Raw genomic sequence first — 23,395 nt, 5'->3', positions numbered from 1 at the left:
TGTTTTTCAATGGAAGAATAAAACTTCCACCATTCTTAATTAAAAATATAAGACTTTGAGTTCTATTGTCTCAAAGCCTTATATTTTATTTTATCTCTACTGGATGTTTTAAACTCTTTTCAATAGAATTTATCATTTCTGCTATTCCATTTTGGTTTAAATGAACTCTATCTGGTTCGAAATAATCCCCTTGTGAATTCGCTACAGTATACCAGTCCACTATAGTAATATTTTGGTGCTTTTCTTTAAGGTCATTTAGAGCTGTATTAACCGTTTTTTCCCATGCACGTGGTACTTTTACATTAACAAAATAAATATCTGATTTATCAAAGAGTTTAATCAACTCTTCGGCTTGCGCTTCTGTAAATGGACCATTAGTTCCTAATTGGAATATAACGGCTGTGTTTTCACTATTATACTTAGTATAATTTTGAGCGGTTGTTGTTGCTGCTGTTAGTTGACGGCTAATCTTCCCATCAATAATAGCTCCTGGGTATTTTTCTTTTACTTTTTCCCCTATATCAACTGTTAGAGAATCACCAATAATTAATAATGTGCTATATTTTTTTTCTTCTTTATTATTTTCCTCATTCTCTTTTTTCTCTTCTGATTGATTAGGATTATTTTCTGCGTTATTATCATTATTTAAAAACTGACTTTCTTTATTTGCATCCATTTTTTTTACAAAAGCTGTAGAAAGGAATGGAACACCTTTTCCGAATAATCCCATCACAGATAATATTAATACGACTGCAAAACTTGAAACTATTCCACGTTTTACATTTAAACGAAGTTTTCGTATTCTCTTGCATAGTAAATTAATATAGTTTACGAATCCCAGTTTTCGAATCGGTGTTTCTACAAATAAATAACTTAGTGTGGCTGCTATTACCGTTAGAATAATTCTTAAAGTAACGTAAAATAAGTTTGGGTTTCCTATTTCTGAAACTGGTGTTGTTAATACGATAATTGGGAAATGCCATAAGTATAAACTATACGAAATTTTCCCTATAAAAACTATCGGTCTGAATGATAGCGCTTTTGAAATAAATGTATGCTGCTTGCCACTACTTATAATTATTATTAATCCCAAAACAGCAACTAATAAAAAACCTCCCCTATACAACCATGTATTATATTCACTTGCATAAAACATTATTGCTATTAATGTAGAAATCGAAGTAAGAGAGGCTACACTATATAGTACACTTTCTTTAGCATTTGTTGGACTCGATAACTTATCCATTGGATAAACTAATGCTCCTACCACTCCTACTAATAACGAAAACGCTCGTGTATCAGTTCCAAAATAAATTCTATTTATATTATTAATATCAAATAACAAGATATGTGTTACTAATGATATTAAAATTAATCCTAATACAATATATATAAAGTTTTTATTTAATGAAGATAATTGCCCCTCTTCTTTTTTTCGACGATTGAATATTAAGAATATTAGTGGGAAAAACATATAAAATTGTTCTTCTATCGCAAGTGACCATAAATGTTTAAATGGACTTTGCGCACCAAAACTATCAAAATAATCAAGTTTATGAAAAATATACCACCAGTTACTTGAATATATGTAACCAAATACCGCATCAAGATGACTTTTTCGAAGTAAAACTCCATTAAACAATACCATGAATAGCAAACAAACTGTTATCATAAAATAAACAGCTGGTAGTAGTCGACGCGCCCTTCTCATATAAAAATTATATAAATTAAGAGTTCCTGTTTTTTTATATTCTTTTATTATTAATGAACTAATTAAATACCCTGATAAGACAAAGAATAAATCAACTCCTAAAAATCCACCAGGTAAATAATTTACATCAATATGATAAATAATAACCGCTAAAACTGCTAATGCTCTCAAACTATCTATACTAGGAAGGTATCTTGTTTTATTATTACTCATTTTTACCTCCTTAATCTTTAAACATTGCTAGTGCAACACGGCCTCTTTGTTTATCTATGTCTATAACGTAAACATCAACAATTTGCCCTACACTAAGAACATCTAGTGGATTTTTAATATAGTTTTTGCTAATTTTAGAAACATGAACCATTGCATCCTGTTTTAATCCAATATCAATAAACGCTCCAAATTGTGTAATATTTCTCACTGTTCCTGCCAACTTGACACCAACTTGAAGATCGTCAATTGTAAGTATATCTGATTTTAATAATGGTTTAGCAAAAGATTCACGCTCATCTCGAAGAGGCTGTTTTAAATCTTTTATAATATCTTCAAGAGTTTCTATACCAATACCAATTTTTTCAGCCAGCTGTTTTTTATCAACACTATCTACAATACTAGAAAATTCTTCTGTACCTACTTCTTTTGTAGATAGATTTAGCTCTTTAAGTAATGCCTCTGCTGCTTTATAACTCTCTGGGTGAATACCTGTTGCATCGAATATATTTTTACTATCTGGTATTCTAAAGAAACCTACACATTGCTCAAAAGTTTTTTTACCTAACCTTGGAACTTTAGCAATTTCTTTAATAGTTTCTATTTTCCCATTTTCTTGACGATATGCCACGATATTTTTTGCAATTTGTTTATTAACTCCTGATACATAAGATAGTAGCGAAACTGATGCTGTATTTACATTAACTCCAACTTTATTAACGGCCGTTTCTACAACAAACGTTAATTCTTTTTCTAAGTACTTCGGAGTTATATCGTGTTGATATTGTCCTACACCTATTGATTTCGGATCAATTTTTACTAACTCACTAAGTGGATCTTGAATACGACGTGCAATTGATATCGCACTTCGTTCTTCCACATTAAAATCTGGAAATTCTTCACGAGCTACCTCACTAGCAGAATAAACACTTGCTCCTGCTTCATTAACTATTACGTAGTCTAATTTTAATCCCGCTTCTTTTAAAGTATCAACTACAAATTTTTCAGTTTCTCGTGAGGCTGTCCCGTTACCGATAGCAATCAAATTAATATTGTGTTTATTAATAAATTTAATTAAATCTTTTTTTGATTTTTCTTGTTTTTCAGCTGAAGCAGGCTTATGTGGATAAATAACCATTTTATCTATAAAATTACCATATTCATCTACTATCGCCATTTTGCACCCTGTTCTAAATGCCGGATCTATACCTAGAACTTTTTTGTTTTTTAGTGGGCTTTGCATTAACAGTTGCTTTAGATTTTCAGAGAAAATGACCACTGAATCTTCCTCAGCTTTTTTAGTTAAATCGCTACGAATTTCTCTTTCAATCGATGGATAAATTAAACGTTTCATACTATCAGCAATACACTCTAATAATAGTTCATTTATTTCCGTTGGATAATTTCTTGTTAACCCACGAAGGATGTAATTGTATAATCTTTCTTTGTCATTTTCTATGCTAACTCGGATAATACCTTCTTTTTCTGCCCTATTTAGTGCTAATATCCTATGTGAAGCTATTTTTAAAACTTGTTCACCATATTCATAATAATTTTTATATGTACCATTTTCATCTTTTTTCTCACCATCTTTTTTTACACTAGCTGTAATTTGGCCGAATTTTCTTGTGTTTTCTAATACATATTCTCGGTATTTTGCATTATCTGAAATATTCTCTGCAATAATATCTAAAGCATAAGTAATAGCATCTTCAATGCTATTTACTTCTTTTTCTTCACTTATATACTTCTCCGCTTCTTTATTTAAATCTGCTAATTTCTTAGGTAATTTCAATATAAAGTTAGCTAAATTTTCTAAACCTTTTTCTTTTGCTATTGTCGCTTTAGTTCGTTTTTTCTCTTTAAATGGGCGATATAAATCTTCTACTCTTTGTAATTTTTCTTGAGCTAAAATATCTTTTTTTAGTTCATCCGTTAATAAACCTTTTTCTGATATTAATCTAATTACTTCTTCTTTTCTTTCTTCAAGTGACTTTAAATAATTAAATTCATCTTGAATTTGCTTTATAGCAACTTCATCTAAAGAATTAGTTAGCTCCTTTCGATACCTCGCTATAAAAGCTATTGTATTACCCTCTTCAAGTAAATTAAGTACATTAGTAACATACTTTTCATTTATCTTTAGCTTATTAGCTAAATTTTTTGTAATAATTCCGTACATTCTATAACTCCGTATTGTTTAAGTAATATTTTCTTGGTACTCTACGATTTATACAACAAAATATCTCATAACTAATAGTTTTTTGATAATCAGCAAAATCATCTACTGAAATTTTTTGATTATTGTATTCACCGAAGACAAGAACATCATCCCCCACTTTAATATTTTCTGAGCATCTAACCATCAGTTGATCCATACATACTCTTCCTACAATTTCACATTCTTCTCCCGCTACATTCAGTTTAAAGCCTTGTGCTCTTCTTAATAGACCATCTGCATAGCCTATTGGAATTGTAGCAATATACTCATCTTCTTGAGTTTCATAAGAAATCCCGTATCCAATTTTTGTTCCTTTAGGTACTTTTTTCACATGAGTAACCTTACTAACTAATGAAGCTACTGGCTCTAATGATAACTTATTCAGTCTTTCTATATTTGAACTTGGGTAACATCCATATAAAGCTATACCTATTCTTGACAAATTACAAATATCATTTCTATCACTATATTTTATTGTTCCCGCTGAATTTTCAATATGAATATACTTCGGTTTAAGTTTAAATAGCTTAACCAAACTATTAAAATTAGCTGTTTGATAATCGTCATATTCATTATCTTCACCATCTGCATTAGAGTAATGGGAGAATATTCCTTCAAACTCCACTTTCTCAGAGTAGAAAAGATTATGAATTTCCATAAGCTCCTCCACCTCAGACGTTCCTATTCTATTCATACCTGTTTCAAGTTTAATATGAAGCTTTAACTTGCCATCAATTTTTTCAAGTTCTTTGAGTGCTTCCTCAAACCATTCTTTTGAAGGGCAAGTTAAAGAAATATTATTTTCTACTGCATATTTTACATTTTTTGGATTAGTTACACCTAATACTAAAAGTAAACTTTCTTTAATATATTTTTTTAATTCAAGTGCTTCCTCAAGTGTTGCAACCGCAAAATGTCTTACCCCATTTTTATATAAATAATCTGCAATAACTTTTGCTCCTAGTCCATAAGAATCGGCTTTAACTACTGCTAAACCAGTTTTTAATCCATTAAGTTTATCTAGTTTTCTATAGTTATTTAATACTGCATCTAAATTCACTCGTAAATGTGTTGGTCTATCATTAATCATTGTTTTGTCCCCCTTTTTCTAAAATAACAAATGCAACCACAGTTGAATCAGTATGACTTATCGTAAGGTGTGTGTGAAAGCCCTTATATTCTATATAAGGTTTTCCAAATTCATCTTTTTTTACCTCTACATCATGAAAAGAAAAGTCTTTCGAAATTCCAACTCCTAATGCCTTTGACATTGCTTCTTTCACTGCAAAACGTCCTGCTAAAAATTCCAATTTTCTTCTATGATTAGATATTTTATAAAACTCATCTAATTCTCTTTTTGTATATAATTTTTCTAGTCGTTTATTATTATCAACATACTTTTCGAAGCGATGAATATCGACTATATCACAACCTATCCCGTAAATCATTTTACACCTCTTCACTTATATGTTCTTCTGATATTATAACATTAATATAGTTTTTATGAAAGTAACGCACATAAAAAAATAATAAATTCTAATTATATTAGAATTTATTATAGTATTCCTTATTTAATCTATGAACAAGGTTTTTAATTTATCTTTTTTTAAATCTGTACCAATAATTACAACATTATTACCAAATGTCTCTTCACTTCCAGTAATCTCATAGTTAGTTCCAACTAAATCAAATTTATAGTTGTTATTTTTTATTGTTAGGTATCCTTTAACTCTTTCTATATTACCTAATCTTTTAGACATCAGATAAAGAAGTAAATAACTAAGCTTATCTAGTGAATTTATTTGTATATTTTCAATAGTATACTGGTCTAATTTTTTCTCAATTTTATTTTTATTTACCTTCAGCCTTAATGATAGCTCGTTTCCTATTTTCTCAATTGTACCACTTGTATTAAATATATATTCCCAAATATCATCTTCCCATTTAGAATAGTGCGCTAATGGAAATACCGATTTATTATTAATATTTAGTTCACTTTTAATTTTTAAAAACTGTTGGTCTGTCATACTTTCAGATTTACTAACTGCTACTAATCCATTATATTTAAGCTCATCATCTAAATACTCGCTATAATTATTAAAGATATTATCTAAATTTTTTGAATCAATTATTAGTATCGGTAACCCTAATTCAATTCTTTCATAGCTAATAACTTTTATTTTTTCTATAATATTTTTAATTTTTGCTACTCCACTAGGTTCAATAATTAAAAATTCCGGATTTATAGTATTTGCTATTGTAAGTATAGAGTGTGTAAAATCAAGATTAGTTGAACAACATATACATCCATTAGTCAATTCACAAACCTTAATATCATCTTGATTGTTATTATTATTTTTTAAATATTCACCATCAAGATTTAAATCACCAAACTCATTTTCTAAAATAACAATACTTTTAGTTGTTTTTTCAACTAATGTTTTAATAAATCGCGTTTTCCCTGCTCCTAAAAACCCAGTAATTAAAATAATTTTCATAAAAACACCACCAAATAGAGGAAAAGCCAACTAGCTTTTCCTCTTAAATTTTATTTTTCTTCTAAAATAACTATTGGTTTAATTAAATCAGCTGGTTTGTCTTTCATAAGTAATAAAGCATCTTCAACTTTATCAAATCCGTAAAATTTATGTGTTAATAAATGAGTAACATCTAATTTTCCACATTGAATTAATTTTGCAAGTTTTTCTAAACGCAAACGACCTCCAGGCATTAATCCTCCTAAGATTTGTTTATGCCCCATACCTACTCCCCACTCAACACGAGGAATATTTATATAAGTACCTTCACCTAAGTAGTTTACATTCCCTACTTTACCACCTGGTTTTAAACATTTAATTACTGGCTCTAAAGTTTCTACAGTACCACCAGCAATAATAGCTTTATCAACACCAGCACCATTAGTAAGTTTTAATACTTGCTCATCAATAGGCCCTTCTTTATATCCAATAAAATCAGTTGCTCCATATTTTTTAGCAGCCTCACGACAAACTGGTCTAGTACCTACTGCAATGATTCTTGAAGCACCTCTTAAGTTTGCTCCTGCAACAGCCATTAAACCTACAGGTCCAATACCCACTACTAATACAGTATCTCCAAACTGAACATCTGCCAATTCTACACCGTGAAACCCTGTTGGAACCATATCAGATAACATACATGCTTCTTCTATACTCACTCCTTCTGGTATAAGAGCTAAATTTCCATCTGCATCATTAACATGGAAGTACTCCCCAAACATTCCATCTTTAAAATTAGAAAATTTCCACCCTGCTAGCATCCCCCCTGAATGCATCGCAAAACCAGCTTGTGCTTCTAGTGAATTCCAATCTGGAGTTATAGCAGCAACCATTACTCTATCCCCAACCTTGAAGTCTTTAACTTGATCCCCAACTTCAGCTACGATTCCACAGCCCTCATGCCCTAGAATCATATCTTTTCTTTCTCCAATTGCACCTTCCCATACTGTATGCACATCAGATGTACATGGAGATAATGCTAATGGTTTAATTAAAGCATCATTTGGGCCACAATATGGTTTCTCTTTTTCTACCCAACCAATTTCCCCTATCTTCTTCATTGCTAATCCTCTCATAATGTTTTCCTCCTTTTTAATTTTATATATTAATTATATTATTATTTTACTTATTTATCAACAACTTAATCTAGAAAAAATATGTCTGGTACAAATATATTTTTACTATTTATATGACTCAACTATAAATAAATATATTATAATTTTATCTATAATATTTGTACAGTTAATATATAAATATTAATTTATATTTATAAGATTAAATTATTTTGCTAAAAAAGTTCAATAATAGATTGTTATATATAAATTCATATGAGAATATCTCTTTACGCTAATATTCTATATTTATATAAACAATAATTTACATACATAAAAAAGCTATGCTATATTACATACATAAAAAAGCTATGCTATATAATATAGCATAGCTTTTATTCTTATTTTTTATATTATATTAAATTAATCTCTACTATTAAGTAAAATGAAAATAAATCTTAACATTTCCATTAAAGCTACTAGTGCTGCGGCTACGTAAGTTAAAGCTGCGGCAGTAAGAACTTTGCGACAATGTCTATTTTCTTGTTCATCTACTATATTTAAATCTACAACTTGTTCTAGTGCTCGTTTTGAAGCATCAAATTCCACTGGCAATGTAACTATCTGAAATAACACTGCAAAAAACATGAAACCTACCCCTACCCAAGCAATAGTATATCCAAATTGACTGAATTGGCTGATTAAAGTTGTTAATAGCAGTCCTACTATGATTAAAATTGTTGATAAGTTTCCTCCAAGATTTGCTAAAGGAACAAGAGAATGTCTCCATCTCATCGGCTTATAATCTGCAACTTTGTCTTGAATAACATGTCCGATTTCATGAGCAGCTATTGCTACTGATGCTACAGTTGGTTGCGAATAAACAATTGGTGATAATACAACACGATTACTCGTTGGATCATAATGATCTGATAGTTCTACTTCACCTTTTACTACTTCCACACCTGTTATTCCATTAGCTTGCATAATAATCTCTGCAACTTCTTTTCCTGTTAATCCTGATTTTGTTCTTACTTTTTTATATCTTTCATATGTACGTTTCACTTTAAATTGTGCCCATAAAGGAATCAACATTATCAATAAAAAGTAAAATATATATGTACCTGACATTCCATAATATCCTATTGGCATACCATCTACCTCCTAATTACTAAAGTATATAAGAAAGATTATACCATGTTCTAAATTTATTTGCTAGTATTTTGACTATTTTTTACTATTAATATTTATTAACTTTATGTTTTCTTTCAATATATAAAACAGGAAAAAGTAAACTTTACTTTATACCTGTTTTACAAAATCATTTTCAACCTCTAGCCTATAATATTTTATATTTGAAGTTAAATCGCAGATAAGTTCTAATAGTTAATTATTAGTTTCTTTGTCTAGCTAATAGCTTAATTGGTGTACCCTCAAAATTAAATGAATCACGAATTCTATTTTCTAAAAATCTTTCATAAGAGAAATGCATAAGTTCCGGATAATTCACAAAGAATACAAATGTTGGTGGATTAATTGCAACTTGTGATGCATAGAAAATATTAAGTCTCTTACCTTTATCTTGTGGTGTTGGATTCATCGATACCGCATCAACAACAATTTCATTCAATGTAGAACTTTGAATACGTCGTTGTCTATTTTCGTAAGATTCTTTGATTAATGGGAATATATTGAAAACACGCTGTTTTGTTTTTGCTGATACATAAACTATTTTTGCATAATCTAAGTATGCAAAACTATCACGAATTTTCTCATCAAATTCTTTCATAGTTTTATCATCTTTTGCTATAGCATCCCATTTATTAACAACGATAATTACACCTTTACCAGACTCATGAGCATATCCTGCAACTTTTTTGTCTTGTTCAATAATACCTTCTTCGGCATTAAGAACAACCAAAACAACATCTGAACGTTCAATAGCTTTTAGTGAACGTAAAACAGAATATTTCTCACATGCTTCATATACTTTACCACGTTTTCTAATCCCCGCAGTATCAATTACAACATACTCATCACCATTATGTTTAAAGTCAGTATCAATAGCATCACGTGTGGTTCCAGCTATATCCGAAGCAATAACACGTTCTTCCCCTAGTATAGTGTTGATTAAACTTGATTTACCAACATTAGGTCTTCCAATAAGAGAAAATCTAATTTTTTCGTCTTCCTCTTCTTCATCCAATACTTTAAAGTTTTTACACACTTCATCTAGTAAATCTCCAATACCTAGTCCATGAGATCCTGAAATAGGGAATGGATCCCCAAAACCTAATGAGTAAAAGTCATAAATCATATGATTCATATCAAAATTATCAATTTTATTAACCGCAAGCACTACAGGTTTATCTGTTTTATATAGAAGTTTTGCTACTTCTTCATCATCACTAGTAACACCATCACGACCATTAGTTAAAAAGATAATAACATCTGCTTCATCTATAGCCAGTTCTGCTTGTGCACGAATTTGTTTTTGGAATGGTGTATCTTCTAATTCTATTCCACCTGTATCAATCATAAAGAATGAATAGTTTAGCCATTCTGCTTTTGAATATATTCTATCACGAGTAACTCCCGCAACATCCTCTACTATAGAAAGTCTATCTCCAATTATTTTATTAAAAATTGTCGATTTTCCTACATTAGGTCTTCCTATAATAGCTACTGTTGGTTTTGCCATTTTAGTTCCTCCTTATATATTTGTTTTAACTCTCATACCTACTTAAAAAATAAAAGCAATAGACCAGTTAATCTACTGCCTTTATTTTATTTCTGAATTAAAGTTCGATATCTTTAAATTTATCAGCCATGCTAAATGAAGTATCTTCATCTTTTAAATAAGAAGTGTCAAATTCTGGTTCTTCTTTTACCTCTACTTCTTCTTTGACTGGTTTTTCTTGTAATTCTTTAATAGATAGAGATAATCTTTCATTTTCAAAGTCAATGTCTAATACTTTAACAGTTACTTTATCTCCTTTTTTAAGCACATCTTCTACATTATCAACACGCTCATGAGATAGTTGAGAAATGTGTACTAATCCTTCTACATCATCCATTACTTCAACAAAAGCACCGAATGCTGTTGTATTACGAACAACTCCCTCTAATACATCTCCTACTTTGATTGTTGCACGAGCTACTTCCCATTGTGTTGGTAATAAAGTTTTTGCAGATAATGAAATTTTTTCGTTTTCTTTATCTACTGAAATTACAGCAACTTTTACTATATCTCCTACTGCTAAAACATCTGAAACTTTAGAAACACGAGCATGAGAAATTTCTGAAATATGTAATAGTCCATCTACTTCTCCAAGGTTAATAAATGCACCAAAGTCTGTAATACGACTTACTTTACCTTCAATTACATCACCTTCGTTAATGTTTCCATAAACTTCAGCTAATTTTTTCGCTCTTTCTTCTTCTAAGATTACGCGTCTGTTTAAGATAATTTTATTTTTATCTTTGTCTACTTCTTCAATCTTGAATGTATATTCTTGACCTACAAATTTTGATAAATCTTTTCTGAATTTTGTATCAATATAAGAACCTGGGATAAACGCGCGTAATCCTTCTACATCAGCAAGTAATCCACCTTTAGTTTGTCCAGATACTGTTGCAGTGATAAATTCACCTTTTTCAAATTTTTCAATTAATTGTGTCCAAGATAATTCCATTAATTTTCTGAATTCAGCATTTTCTAAAATTTTATGTGATAAGTAAATTACACCTGGAACATCTTCAGATCTTTTTTCACGATCTGCACGAATACCTGTTACTTGTGCTTCTATTTCGTCACCTACAGATAATACTTCCTCAATATTTTCAAATGGTTTTCTTGTAATTTGATTACGTAAAATTACGCAATCATATTGTGCTCCTGCTACATCTACATATACTTTATCGTTTTCTATTTTTGATACAGTACCTGTTACTTTGTCTCCTTTTTTTAGCATTTCTGAGCTGTTTAATAATTCCTCAAATGAAGTTGTCATTACTTCTAATCCTCCTGTGCTTGCAAATACATACTATAATATTATTATACATTAAAATTTTAAATATGTCATTTATTTTATGTTAATTTTTTAATTCTTTTTTTATTTCAGTAAGAAGTTTCTCTTCTTGTTCACTTAGTTCATAGTTTTCTAGTAAATCTGGTCGTCTTAAATATGTTCTTCTTAGGCTTTCTTTCATTCTATAGATTTCAATATTTTTATGATGACCAGATGTTAATACATCAGGAACTAACATCCCTCTAAAATCTTTAGGACGAGTATACTGTGGATATTCCAATAAACCCGTTGAAAACGAATCATCTTTGTGAGATTCTTCTTTCCCAAGAACTTCAGGAACTAGCCTAGCTATACTGTCAACCATAGTCATAGCAGCAAACTCTCCACCTGTCAAAATAAAATCTCCTATTGATAACTCATCTGTTACAAGATATTCACGAATTCTTTCATCATAACCTTCATAGTGACCGCAAATAAAAACTAAATGCTCTTCTTTTGATAATTCTTCAGCTTTCTTTTGGCTAAACCTTTCTCCTTGTGGACAAAGTAGAATAATTCTTGTTTTATCAGTTTTATTCAAACTTTCTACTGCATTAAATATCGGTTCTGGTTTTAGTACCATTCCTTGACCGCCTCCAAAAGGATAGTCATCTACCTGGTTATGCCTATTTTCAGAAAATTTTCTATAATCAACAATATTTATATCAATAAGGTCCTTATCTTTTGCTTTTCCCAAAATAGAATGATTAAGTGCATCAAACATATCAGGAAATAATGTCAAAATATCTATTTTCATTAATCAATTAACCCTTCCATAACCTCAATATTAACTTTTTTACTTGTAATATCGATTTTTTTCACTACATCCTCTATGTACGGAATTAAAATCTCTTTACCATTTTCTCCTTTTATCACCCATACATCATTAGCACCAGGCGTTAAAATATCGATAATCTCTCCAAGATTTTTATCATTTTCATCAAACACTTCACATCCTATAATTTGATGGAAGTAAAACTCATTTTCTTCTAACTCTCCTACTTCATCTGAATCAATTTTTATTTGTAGATTTTTTAATTTTTCTGCTTCCTCAACTGAATCAATCCCTTCAAACTTAACAAGAAGAAAATTTTTATGGTTACGATAACTTTGAACAACAACTTCTCTTATTAGCTGATTACCTCGAGTTATTAATAATTTACTCCCTTTTTTAAAGCGCTCTTCTTCAAAATCTGTTGAAGATATAACTTTTACCTCTCCTTTTAAAGAATGAGTATTTACTATTTTTCCTACTTTTAAACGCATCCTAATCTCCTTCTATTTTTTTACTTTAACTCGTATTAAATATGATATATTTTCTATGATTATTATAGAAATACATAGTCCTATTAGCAACATAGAAATTCTATTCCAATTTCTGTATTCTATATTATTAACTAGCAGATGCCCTATTCCTCCTGCACCTACCATACCAAGTATTGTTGAGTTTTTTATATTTGCTTCCAAGCGATACAGTGCTATAGTAATAAACTCTGGAAAATATCCATTAAATATTATTTTTATATAACTTGTAAAATTACCTAGTCCCAAACTTTTTGTAGTAAGCAAAATATTATCATTAATCCCTTCTAGTACTTCATTATACATTTTCGTCATAACTCCAACTGTATAAATATATAAGGCAAAGAAGCTGCTTATCGCACCTGGACCAAATCCTCTAAAAAATATTAATGCAACAATAATTGGTGGAAATGTTCTAAATATATTAATAATTACTTTTCCTACTATTGCTTTATATTTACCAAAAAGATTCGCTGATGATAAGTATGAAGTAAATATTGCTGTTAAAGCCGCAAAAATTGTTGAACTAAAAGCTATTTCTATACTCACTAGAAGCGCTGCACTCATCTTGCCGCTATATGCCCAATCTGGATTTAATATACCTGTTATTAAGGCATTTAATTGTTTTATTCCTAAAACAAATCGTTCCCCTGTGATATCAATAAAATTACTAACATATATAATACTAAAAATTATAATTCCTAATAATAAACTTCTGAAAATATTTTTCTTTAAAATAAACGATTTATATGTTGTATTTATATTATTTTCTAGATTTCTAAAGTAGAAGCTAATCAAATCAATAATAAAAATTAAAATTACTAATATTAAAATTATTAATGATACACGATCATAGCGCAGATGATTAAGCTCTTGCCATAACCTTTGCCCTATTCCTCCTGCACCGACTAATCCCAAAACACTAGCTCCTCTTATACTCGATTCTAGCATTAAGAAATAAACTGATATTATAAATGGCTTTAAGTTAGATAAGATTCCATTTTTGTAAATAATAAATTTTGATACACCTAGCGACTCCATTGCTTCTAGATGTTTTGTATCTATTTCTTCTGCGTACTCTTTTAATAGCTTCGAAGCTGTTAATAGATTTATAATATACATACTTACAAAGCCACTAAATACTCCTGTACTAAATAAACTTACTAATATTGCTGCAATAATTAGAAATGGAATAGTTCTAAATATAGAAAAGACTCCACTTATAACTTTTGGAATTATTTTAAATTTAAATAAAATATTAGTTAAGATAGGTAATAAAAATAACGCGGTAATTAGTGCTAAAACTGATGAAAATAACGCAATATTTATTGTTTCAATAATTGGTGGATATAGTTCTTTAATTATTGTAAAGTCTAACGGATACATCCTTAATAATAAATTATGAATTCTTGAAAATCCTGTAGAAAAATTTTCCACATGATATGAGTCATATCCTATAATAAAAACTAAAAGTATAAAAATACATATAACTAATCTTTTCAGCTGTCTTTTAACTATAAAGCTCTTCAAATTCATCGTCGCTCACCTTATCAGAATCTTTATAAAATAAAATCTTTCCATCTTTTAAACCAAGTATTTTTGTGCTATATTTTCTAGCCAAATTAACATCATGTAAATTGATTAATACTGTTATTTTATTTTCTTTGTTTAGTCTTTTAAAAGTATCCATTATTAAAGTTGTATTCTTTTCATCCAAACTACTTACCGGTTCATCAGCCAGTAACAATTTAGGATTTTGTGCTAAAGCCTTAGCTATAGCCACTCTTTGTTTTTGTCCACCTGATAAATACTTAGATTTTCTAAATGCTTCTTCTTCTAGACCTACTTGTCTCAAATATTCTAAACCTTCCAGATAATCTTTTTTTGTATATCCCGCTAATAATCCAAAGAATGACTTTTTAGCTAAATATGGTGTTAGAACATTTTCTACAGTATATAAATTATCTAAAACATTATAATCTTGAAATATAAATGCTATTTCTCTTCTTACCAAGTTTAATTGTTTTTTTCCATATTTTAAAATATTATCCGTACCAAATATTATTTCACCTTGTTTAGGTTTATTCAAAACATTAAGGCATCTTAATAATGTCGATTTCCCAGCTCCACTTTTTCCAACTATAGCAACGAAATCTCCACTTTCCACTTTAAAAGATATATCATCTAAAACATTTTTATCTGCATAATTAAAAACTAGATTATTAATCTCTAATTTTTCACTTTTCATTCTATATCCCCCATATATCTATAGCAATGCATAAAACAAACTACTACACAATAGTAATATTTCATAAACACTATTATATCACTTTATATTATTTTTTTCAGCAATTAATCAAATAAAACTTGCTATTAGTAAATAGCAAGTCAATAAGATTATGCATTTATAAATGATAAAATTTCATCTACAGTTAAACTAGAATTACATACTACTCTAACTTCACCGTTTTCTGAAACTAGTAATCCTGGAACTGTTTTTACGCCATATTTTTCACGTAATACCTCTATACCTTGTAAATCTTCAAAGTTTTCTGTGTTAATAAAATATGCTTCTATATTATTTTTTTCAACAACTTCACTTAACTTTGGCATGAATTTTTGACAAAATGGACACGTTGCTCTACCTAAAAATAAAACAAACTTATCTTCTTGTTCTAATTTTTCAAATGCAATTTTTGAATCAATTATCTTATAATTTTCTAGATTTTCTTCAAATGTTTTTACCATAATTTTATCTCCTATACCTATAACTTATTATAATTATCTACTATTTTACTCTTCTTTAGTGTAAGAAGCTATTTTTTTGCTTGAAAATAACTCAAAAATAAAAAAGTAACATGCAAAACTGCATATTACTTCTACTTACTTTTCAATAAAATGGGGCGGCTGATGGGAATCGAACCCACGAATGTCGGAACCACAATCCGATGCGTTAACCACTTCGCCACAACCGCCAAAATGCTATAAAAATAAAAAAATGCCTTGAGACAGAGTCGAACTGCCGACACATGGAGCTTCAATCCATTGCTCTACCAACTGAGCTATCAAGGCAAAATGGCGGTCCCGACGGGAATCGAACCCGCGATCTCCTGCGTGACAGGCAGGCGTGATAACCGCTACACCACGGGACCTAACTCTTATTCTCAAATGGTGACCCGTACGGGATTCGAACCCGTGTTACCGCCGTGAAAGGGCGGTGTCTTAACCACTTGACCAACGGGCCAATAAAAAAAACGGAGCAGGAGGGATTTGAACCCTCGCGCCGGTTTCCCGACCTACACCCTTAGCAGGGGCGCCTCTTCAGCCTCTTGAGTACTACTCCAACTCCACAGGCAGGACTCGAACCTGCGACCCTCTGATTAACAGTCAGATGCTACTACCAACTGAGCTACTGTGGATAAATATTCACTTTACAATGAACATTACTTATTATACAAAAGTATTAACATAAAGTCAATACTTTTATATAATTTTTTATTTTTTATTACTAGAAACTACAATCATATATTTTTAAATAAAGTTAATGTAGTAAATATATGTAAAACCAATGTTAATCTAAAATAAAAACAACTTCTAAAGAAGTTGCTTTTATTGAAAATTAAATTTATAATTATTAAAAAAATATTTAATATTCCTATTTAATTATTATATTCATTATCTAACACTTTATAATTTGATAGTACAAGAAAATCAACTATAAATAATACTACTTAATAATGTTATTAAGTTTATTTTACTTTTTTCAAATCTATATTCATTTTCTCAGATATTTTCTCAACAGCTTTATATGTATTATCATCTGGTTCTTCAAAACCTGTTATATTGAATAAATTTGTTAATATTCCTAATGTCTCTTTTTCTTTTTGTATTTCTAATAATGCCTGTTTTATTTTACTTTTTAGCTGTTCATCAACATTATTTGAAACTACAACTGTCACTCCAGGTATCAACTCACTCTTTGCTAAGCCTCGTACGTCTTCTTTAAGTGTAGGGAATTCTTTAGTATATTTTTTTATTACATTCTCATAACTTGCTATTGCATCAACATCTTTATTTAGCAATAATTGTATACTTTTATCATGACCACCACTGAATTGATATTTTATATCTTTATTTAAATCAATACCCGCATCTTTTAACATTGCCCCAGGATAGACATACCCTGAAGCTGAAGATGGATCAACAAAGGCTACTTTTTTTCCTTTTAAATCTTCTAAACTTTTTATATTCGAGTCTTTTCTCACAAAAATTTCAGCGTGATAACCTGGTTTACCATTCAAACTTTTCCCTACAAGTAAATTTTTTGTATTACTTTGTTTATTTGAAAGTACCGCTGAGAACGGTGGAACAATACCAAAGTCAACACTTCCGCTACCAATCCCCTCAATTACCCCTATGTAGCTACTTGCAGTGAAGACTTCAACTTTCACACCAAGTTTTTCTCCTAGTGCTTTAGCGAATGGTTCTAAATCATCGACTAGCTTTTCGCTGTTACTACTAGGTACAACACCAAGTTTTAATACTTTTTCTTCTTTAGTCGAACTTTTTTGAGAACAAGCAGCTAAAGAAAATATCAAAATAATAGAAAAAATAGTTAAAAATATTTTTTTCATTTATTTACTCACCTCGTATTTTTTATATTTTAATTTACATTTTTTAGTATACCACAATGTTTACCAAAGAAAAATGAAAACGCTCATAATTATAAACATAAAAAATATAACTGGCATTATAATGCCAGTTATTCTATACAAGTTTTAATACTTTTATTCTATATTTTAAGCTCTTTTTATTTTGAGTATACTCTTTTAAAATAAATCTCCCATATTTTCTTATGGAAATCACGTCCCCATTGACACAATTTTTTTCTCCATTTTTTATTACAGAATGATTTAATTTTATAAACTCTTGTTCTAGAAATTCTTTAACTTTACTTCTTGATTTATTAGTAATTTTGGCCACTAATGAATCTAACCTGAATGAAGAACTTACAATATCAAATTCCTCGTATTCTTTTTCAATATTAACTTCTACTAAATCTATTTTTTCGAATTGTAAATTTATCCTACCTATTTTAGTTAATTGCATCATAATATAGTCGGCAATCTCATAATCCACAAAAATATAGATTTCTCTTTCAAGAACTACTATATCTCCAATTCTATTAAAATTAATCCCCATATTATGAACCGCACCAAGTACATCACGATGTTGAATTTTATCAAACTTATTATTATAATTTGCCCTCAAACAAGTTATTTCATAATCAATGTCATAATACTCATTAGCGATTATCTTAGCTTTTTTTCGTTCAGCATCTGCTGTTCCGCCAAAAAAGTCAATACTCATATCACTGTAATTATACATAATAATTTTTTTTAATATAACCTGTTCAAAATTTGTTAAAAATTTAGTCACTGTATTCCTATTATCAGAAATACTAACGCTTTGTAATAATTTTTCTGTGGCATCTCTTTCTTCTTGTGTTAAAAAGGATAACGCATTTATCTTTTTCATAATTAAATTAAACCGTGAATAATAAGCTAATCAATACTCTTTGGATAATATTAAGTCCAATAAACGCTATAATTGGAGAGATATCTAACATACCAAAAGGTGGAATAATTTTTCTGAAAATTTTTAAATATGGTTCACAGATAGCTGCTAAAAACTCAACTATAATATTATTCCTAATTTGCGGAACCCATGAAGTAAGAATATAAGCTAATATGCTATATTCATAAAAAGAAAATAAATAATGAATAAACTTATAAACCCAATAATACTCTGTTATATTCAGCAATATTAATACTCTCCTTCGTAAAAATCTCCAGATACTTCTACACCATTCGGTACACATAGATAAATATCTTCACCGATAGTTTTTAATCTAGCTCCTAATGCGTAAATACCACCAGAAATAAAGTCTAATAATCTATCCGCTGTTTCTAAATCTAATTTACTCAAATTGATTATTACTACTTTATTTCGTTTAATATCATCAATAATATCCTTGCTATCAGCAAAAACTAAAGGTTCTGTTAAAATTACATTATTTGTTTTAGCTTGTGGTACAGCAGTTTCCATAGTTTTGCTAACCGGTACTTCTTTTTTTACATTTTTTATTTTTTGTTTTTCAATCGAAGCTGAATTTTTTTCTACAATTTCATCTCCAAAATCATCCTCATTTACAAATAAATTATTAAATTTCTTCATCATACTCATAATTCTAAACCTCAATCACTTTATTTAATTATACAATTATATCATAAAAAACTAGCTTTTAAAACTAATATACAAACTCTATATTATATACTAAAAAAACAACCTTAAAACTAATTAAATTTTAAGGCTATTTTTGTAATTATCCATAGTATTTATCATATCTATTTTTTAATGATGTTAATAATTTAACTATTAATACTTTTAAAATAGAATATACTGGAATTCCTAAGATTGCACCTACAACCCCAGCCATGTTTACTCCGATTAAAATAACAAAGATTACAGTCAGAGGATGCATTTTCATGCTTCTCCCCATAATATTTGGAGAAATAATATTTCCCTCTAAAAATTGAACAATTCCCCAAACAACTAGCATTTTAATAACCATTACCCAACTTGTTGATGCTGCCACCAACATTGCTGGTGTTATGGCAATAACAGGTCCTAGATAAGGAACAATACTTAAAAATGCTGCTATAGTTGCTAATGAAAAAGCATAATGTAATCCTATAATGTTGTATCCTATAAATAACATTACCCCTATACATAATGATACAAGCATCTGTCCTTGAATATATGATCCTACTTTATCATCTATTTCTTCAATAGTTTCAGCTACAGGTTTCTCTAATTTTTTAGGTAAAATACTTATAAAATACTTATTAAATGTAGTAGCATCTTTTAGTAAAAAGAACAATACAAACGGCATTGTGATAAGTACTGATGCAGTCGAAGATAAAGATGACGCTATATTTTGCGCTACTAATGTTGCAACTTCTACTGCTTTTGAACTAAGCTGGGAAATATTCAGATTGTTGTTTATATACTCTATCACTACTTGAACATAAGCGTTGTCTGAATAAGTATCTAGATACCCTTTTACTATTTCGATATATCTAGGTAATGAAGTTATTAAATTTTTTGTTTGTTCCACTACTATTGGAACCATACCTATTATAACGACTAAAATAACGATAACTCCAACTACAATGGCTAATAAACTCGCTAAAAATCGAGGCATCTTTTTTGAAAAGAAATTTACCAACGGATTTAAAATATAGTAAAATATATACGCTACAATAATAGGCGTCATAATACTTGATACTATAGCATTTATTGGCGTGAAAATATAAGAAATTTCTGTATATAAGTAAATTGCTATCCCTAATAAAATAACGATTAGTAATATGTATATTATAAACTTACCACCAAGAAATGCTAGTAGTTTATCTTCTTTTGTTATTTCAGATTCTTTATTTAATTCTTTTTTGCTATTTTCTTTCATAGGCTCTCCTCTCTAAATATTTATTTTACTAATGTGAGCGATAACTCATATATAGTAATTATAGTCATATAAGAAATATACCCTATTACCAACGATAACAGACTAACTAGTATCTTTATCTCTCGAGTACTATTTCTTTTGAAAAACTTACTAAAATCAATTTTTAACATTGAATAGTTGGCAAGTATAATCATTGTAAACAGTATTGTTAATTTAAAAATATTCATAAGTATATCCTTTTTGTTGATATTATTTAAACATATCAAGCCAACCTTTTTTCTTGAAGAACCATAGCATTCCTACAGCTACTCCTAACATTAACGCACAAACAATAAAATAGCCATACTTCCACTTTAGTTCTGGCATATAGTCAAAGTTCATTCCATAAAGTCCTACTATAAATGTCAATGGTAAGAATATCGTAGATATAACAGTAAGTGTCATCATAATGTTATTAGATTTCAGCGAGTTATATGTCATGAAATTTTCTCGAATATCACTGGCAAGTTCCCTATTAGCTTCAATTATCTCTGTTTGTTGCACAAGGTCATCATAGATATCGTGAAAATATTTTCTATCGTTATCTGTCATTTCCACACGACGAGAAACTAAAAATCTATGAATAAGCTCGCGCATAGGAAGTAACCCACGGCGTAGTTTAAGCAAGTCACTGCGCAAATCAAATACCTCATCCATAATCTTGCTACCTGATGTATATGAGTCAGTTTCTTCAATTTCATCTAAACGATTTTCTATTTTAGAAATGATTGGAATATACCCTTCCACGATTTCTGATACCAACATATGCATTACATGCAATGGTGAGTATTGTTCACCTTTTTGCAAAATTTTAGGAATTATTTTATTAATGTAACGAATATGAGAGAGGTGAAACGTTACAATATAATTTTTCCCAACAAACATGTTAATAGTTTCATAATCGGCATCAATATTTTTTAAAACATGTGATACCAAAAATATTTGTTGTCTTGTTATTTCTATTTTCGGTCTTTGTAAAAGTGTTAGACAGTCTTCTATTAATAATTCGTGGAATTTAAAAAAAGTTGATAGTAAATTTATTTCACTACGAGTTGGATTATCAAAATCTACCCAGTACCAAGCTATATCTTGATCTTTAAGTCGTTCTAAATTAACATCTGTTAAAATATTTCCTCTTTTATCAACAGCTAGTGTTTTTAACATTAGATTTCACCTCTCTTAATTTTTTTACATCTACAATAATACCATAATTAACTAAAATAGTAAATTTATTATTTCAAAATACTAGAAATATAATGCATGACAATTCCTGCTGCTATAGAGACATTTAAACTTTCGGCACGACCTGGCATATTTATTTTCAGTAAATTATTTACTTCATCTAATATTTCATCAGCAACACCTGAACCTTCATTACCAAAAATAATCACCACACGACCTGTTATATTATCTAACTCTTCTAAGTATTTATCAGCTTTTAGCGATGTTGCATAAATGTTAAATTCTTTCATTTCTGTAACTAATTGCTTAATATCTATATTTTCAAAACAATCTATGTGAAAATTACTTCCTTGCGTACTTCTGATAACTTTTTGACCATAAAGACTTGTTGTCCCTTTTCCTAAAATAATACAATCAAAAGCAAAGGCGTCTGCTGTTCTTATTATAGTTCCAAGGTTCCCAGGATCTTGTATTCTATCAAGAATCAATACTTTTTTGTATTTAGTTATATCTAATTGTTTTTCTTCTATTCTGCATACACCAATAATACCTTGTGTAGTAATAGTCTCTGTAATAGACTTCATTATACTTTCTGATACTACGGTTAATTCTCCAGTAAAGTATGTTAATAAACTTTCATCAGAAAAATTTTCTCCGATAATTATTTCTTCTACAACACCTACTTTTAGTGCTTCTTCTATCAGATGTTTACCTTCTATGAGATATTTTTTATATTTTCTTATATTTTTATTTTCTTTTAATTTTTTTAAATCTTTTATTTTTTTGTTACTAACCGATGTAATCATTTTTTCTCCATATTAATTTATTTTATTCATACTTCAAAATACACATTAAAACCATAGTATAATTTTTTCAAAAGTGTTGCTATTTCGAACATAGGTGGCGTTTACTCTTATAATTATAATCAATATTGAACAAAATTACAAATTATGATATAATGCTTTTATTAATTAATAATTATACAAAGGAGTACATTATGTCATCATTTTTAGTATCATCTTTAATAATACTAGCTCTTTTTGGTGCTGTTGCATTATTTAATTACTTCAGATTAAAAGGGGCCGTTACAAAGCTTCCTTATGAGGAATTCAGAAAAGATCTTAGAAAAGTTCAATTGATAGACGTCAGAGAAAAGGAAGATTTTAAATACGCTCATATTAACGGGGCTAGAAATATGCCTAGTTCTCAATTTAATTTCCTATATTCTTCACTTAGAAAAGACCAACCTATTTATCTTTGTGATAAAAACGGAACATTAGCTCCTCGTGCTGCTCTTACGCTAAAAAAACATGGGTACACTAATGTCTACATGTTAAAAAATGGTCTACAAGATTGGAAAGAAAATTTAAAAACAAAAAGATAATAATTATTAAGAGGATATTTGCTTAAATTTAAAATTATTAAAGCAAAATCCTCTTTAATTATTTTATGTTCTAAATTGTATTATGCTAAAAAGATTTCGAAGGAAAATTTATGTCTATCCAATATTATAATTCAAATACTGATACAGAATATATAC

At 29.1% G+C, this 23,395-nt stretch carries 23 protein-coding genes and 6 tRNA genes; 1 reads left to right on the top strand and 28 read right to left on the bottom strand.

The annotated features are described in order from the left end of the window. Positions 1 to 85: 85 nt before the first annotated feature. From DQN46_RS03620 to DQN46_RS03485, 28 genes are all read right to left on the bottom strand, one after another. The gene (locus DQN46_RS03620; protein ID WP_111743043.1) at positions 86 to 1,924 is read right to left on the bottom strand and encodes an acyltransferase family protein; all 1,839 of its coding nucleotides are present in this window, start codon (positions 1,922 to 1,924) and stop codon (positions 86 to 88) included. 10 nt (positions 1,925 to 1,934) lie between these two features. Continuing rightward, positions 1,935 to 4,103, bottom strand: a complete 2,169-nt coding sequence (locus DQN46_RS03615) for a Tex family protein (RefSeq protein ID WP_111743042.1) — start codon at positions 4,101 to 4,103, stop codon at positions 1,935 to 1,937. A gap of 1 nt (position 4,104) precedes the next feature. Then, positions 4,105 to 5,232 carry an alanine racemase gene (alr, locus tag DQN46_RS03610; RefSeq protein WP_111743041.1) on the bottom strand — a complete coding sequence of 376 codons (1,128 nt, stop codon included), beginning with the start codon at positions 5,230 to 5,232 and terminating at the stop codon, positions 4,105 to 4,107. Beyond that, the gene (gene acpS / locus DQN46_RS03605; protein ID WP_111743040.1) at positions 5,225 to 5,590 is read right to left on the bottom strand and encodes a holo-ACP synthase; all 366 of its coding nucleotides are present in this window, start codon (positions 5,588 to 5,590) and stop codon (positions 5,225 to 5,227) included. Before acpS ends, alr begins: the two co-directional genes overlap by 8 nt. A gap of 123 nt (positions 5,591 to 5,713) precedes the next feature. Next, positions 5,714 to 6,640, bottom strand: a complete 927-nt coding sequence (locus DQN46_RS03600; RefSeq protein ID WP_145961394.1) for a GTP-binding protein — start codon at positions 6,638 to 6,640, stop codon at positions 5,714 to 5,716. A gap of 50 nt (positions 6,641 to 6,690) precedes the next feature. Further along, on the bottom strand, positions 6,691 to 7,755 hold the full coding sequence (locus tag DQN46_RS03595) for an NAD(P)-dependent alcohol dehydrogenase (RefSeq protein WP_004632210.1): 1,065 nt from the start codon (positions 7,753 to 7,755) through the stop codon (positions 6,691 to 6,693). 399 nt (positions 7,756 to 8,154) lie between these two features. Next, the gene (locus tag DQN46_RS03590; RefSeq protein WP_425250632.1) at positions 8,155 to 8,883 is read right to left on the bottom strand and encodes a zinc metallopeptidase; all 729 of its coding nucleotides are present in this window, start codon (positions 8,881 to 8,883) and stop codon (positions 8,155 to 8,157) included. 241 nt (positions 8,884 to 9,124) lie between these two features. Further along, positions 9,125 to 10,432, bottom strand: coding sequence for a ribosome biogenesis GTPase Der (gene der / locus DQN46_RS03585; RefSeq protein WP_004632212.1), 1,308 nt, complete (start codon positions 10,430 to 10,432; stop codon positions 9,125 to 9,127). Between the two features lie 97 nt (positions 10,433 to 10,529). Then, the gene (gene rpsA / locus DQN46_RS03580; protein ID WP_111743038.1) at positions 10,530 to 11,744 is read right to left on the bottom strand and encodes a 30S ribosomal protein S1; all 1,215 of its coding nucleotides are present in this window, start codon (positions 11,742 to 11,744) and stop codon (positions 10,530 to 10,532) included. An 82-nt stretch (positions 11,745 to 11,826) separates the two neighbouring features. Continuing rightward, entirely contained in the window at positions 11,827 to 12,558 is a 732-nt protein-coding gene (gene trmD / locus DQN46_RS03575; protein WP_111743037.1) for a tRNA (guanosine(37)-N1)-methyltransferase TrmD, read from the bottom strand. Continuing rightward, positions 12,558 to 13,067: a ribosome maturation factor RimM gene (gene rimM, locus DQN46_RS03570; RefSeq protein ID WP_111743036.1), complete on the bottom strand. Its 510-nt coding sequence runs from the start codon at positions 13,065 to 13,067 to the stop codon at positions 12,558 to 12,560. The genes trmD and rimM overlap by 1 nt, the downstream gene beginning before the upstream one ends. A gap of 12 nt (positions 13,068 to 13,079) precedes the next feature. Further along, positions 13,080 to 14,639 carry a PhnE/PtxC family ABC transporter permease gene (locus tag DQN46_RS03565; RefSeq protein WP_111743035.1) on the bottom strand — a complete coding sequence of 520 codons (1,560 nt, stop codon included), beginning with the start codon at positions 14,637 to 14,639 and terminating at the stop codon, positions 13,080 to 13,082. Next, positions 14,614 to 15,351, bottom strand: coding sequence for a phosphonate ABC transporter ATP-binding protein (gene phnC / locus DQN46_RS03560; protein ID WP_004632217.1), 738 nt, complete (start codon positions 15,349 to 15,351; stop codon positions 14,614 to 14,616). Before phnC ends, DQN46_RS03565 begins: the two co-directional genes overlap by 26 nt. 149 nt (positions 15,352 to 15,500) lie before the next feature. After that, positions 15,501 to 15,851 (bottom strand): DUF6568 family protein, encoded by a 351-nt coding sequence (locus DQN46_RS03555; RefSeq protein ID WP_004632218.1) that lies wholly within the window; start codon positions 15,849 to 15,851, stop codon positions 15,501 to 15,503. A gap of 151 nt (positions 15,852 to 16,002) precedes the next feature. Continuing rightward, positions 16,003 to 16,078 (bottom strand) — tRNA-His (locus tag DQN46_RS03550). 24 nt (positions 16,079 to 16,102) lie between these two features. After that, positions 16,103 to 16,175: transfer RNA gene (locus DQN46_RS03545), tRNA-Phe, on the bottom strand. A 4-nt stretch (positions 16,176 to 16,179) separates the two neighbouring features. Further along, positions 16,180 to 16,255, bottom strand: a tRNA-Asp gene (locus DQN46_RS03540). Positions 16,256 to 16,272: 17 nt separating this feature from the next. After that, positions 16,273 to 16,347, bottom strand: a tRNA-Glu gene (locus DQN46_RS03535). A gap of 11 nt (positions 16,348 to 16,358) precedes the next feature. Further along, a tRNA-Ser gene (locus tag DQN46_RS03530) sits at positions 16,359 to 16,446 on the bottom strand. A gap of 2 nt (positions 16,447 to 16,448) precedes the next feature. Then, positions 16,449 to 16,522: transfer RNA gene (locus DQN46_RS03525), tRNA-Asn, on the bottom strand. A gap of 330 nt (positions 16,523 to 16,852) precedes the next feature. Further along, on the bottom strand, positions 16,853 to 17,737 hold the full coding sequence (gene phnD / locus DQN46_RS03520; RefSeq protein ID WP_111743034.1) for a phosphate/phosphite/phosphonate ABC transporter substrate-binding protein: 885 nt from the start codon (positions 17,735 to 17,737) through the stop codon (positions 16,853 to 16,855). Between the two features lie 133 nt (positions 17,738 to 17,870). After that, positions 17,871 to 18,641 (bottom strand): YlmH family RNA-binding protein, encoded by a 771-nt coding sequence (locus DQN46_RS03515; protein ID WP_004632220.1) that lies wholly within the window; start codon positions 18,639 to 18,641, stop codon positions 17,871 to 17,873. Positions 18,642 to 18,648: 7 nt separating this feature from the next. Beyond that, the gene (locus DQN46_RS03510; RefSeq protein WP_004632221.1) at positions 18,649 to 18,927 is read right to left on the bottom strand and encodes a YggT family protein; all 279 of its coding nucleotides are present in this window, start codon (positions 18,925 to 18,927) and stop codon (positions 18,649 to 18,651) included. A gap of 2 nt (positions 18,928 to 18,929) precedes the next feature. After that, positions 18,930 to 19,343: a cell division protein SepF gene (locus DQN46_RS03505; RefSeq protein ID WP_231120305.1), complete on the bottom strand. Its 414-nt coding sequence runs from the start codon at positions 19,341 to 19,343 to the stop codon at positions 18,930 to 18,932. A gap of 145 nt (positions 19,344 to 19,488) precedes the next feature. Beyond that, on the bottom strand, positions 19,489 to 20,634 hold the full coding sequence (locus DQN46_RS03500; protein WP_004632223.1) for an AI-2E family transporter: 1,146 nt from the start codon (positions 20,632 to 20,634) through the stop codon (positions 19,489 to 19,491). Between the two features lie 20 nt (positions 20,635 to 20,654). Then, positions 20,655 to 20,804: a DUF1146 family protein gene (locus tag DQN46_RS03495; RefSeq protein ID WP_231941216.1), complete on the bottom strand. Its 150-nt coding sequence runs from the start codon at positions 20,802 to 20,804 to the stop codon at positions 20,655 to 20,657. Between the two features lie 79 nt (positions 20,805 to 20,883). After that, on the bottom strand, positions 20,884 to 21,837 hold the full coding sequence (gene corA / locus DQN46_RS03490) for a magnesium/cobalt transporter CorA (RefSeq protein WP_004632225.1): 954 nt from the start codon (positions 21,835 to 21,837) through the stop codon (positions 20,884 to 20,886). A gap of 68 nt (positions 21,838 to 21,905) precedes the next feature. Then, a complete protein-coding gene (locus DQN46_RS03485; RefSeq protein ID WP_111743032.1) occupies positions 21,906 to 22,661 on the bottom strand; it encodes a TrmH family RNA methyltransferase in 756 nt (251 codons plus the stop codon). Positions 22,662 to 22,852: 191 nt separating this feature from the next. Here DQN46_RS03485 and DQN46_RS03480 point away from each other — a divergent pair, with 191 nt between their 5' ends. Continuing rightward, positions 22,853 to 23,239, top strand: coding sequence for a rhodanese-like domain-containing protein (locus DQN46_RS03480; protein WP_004632227.1), 387 nt, complete (start codon positions 22,853 to 22,855; stop codon positions 23,237 to 23,239). Positions 23,240 to 23,395 lie beyond the last annotated feature (156 nt).

The sequence above is a fragment of the Gemella morbillorum genome (genome assembly GCF_900476045.1).
Taxonomy (GTDB): domain Bacteria; phylum Bacillota; class Bacilli; order Staphylococcales; family Gemellaceae; genus Gemella; species Gemella morbillorum.
The sequence above is the reverse complement of the archived record's forward strand: the minus strand, read 5'-3'. Positions and strand labels throughout refer to the sequence as shown.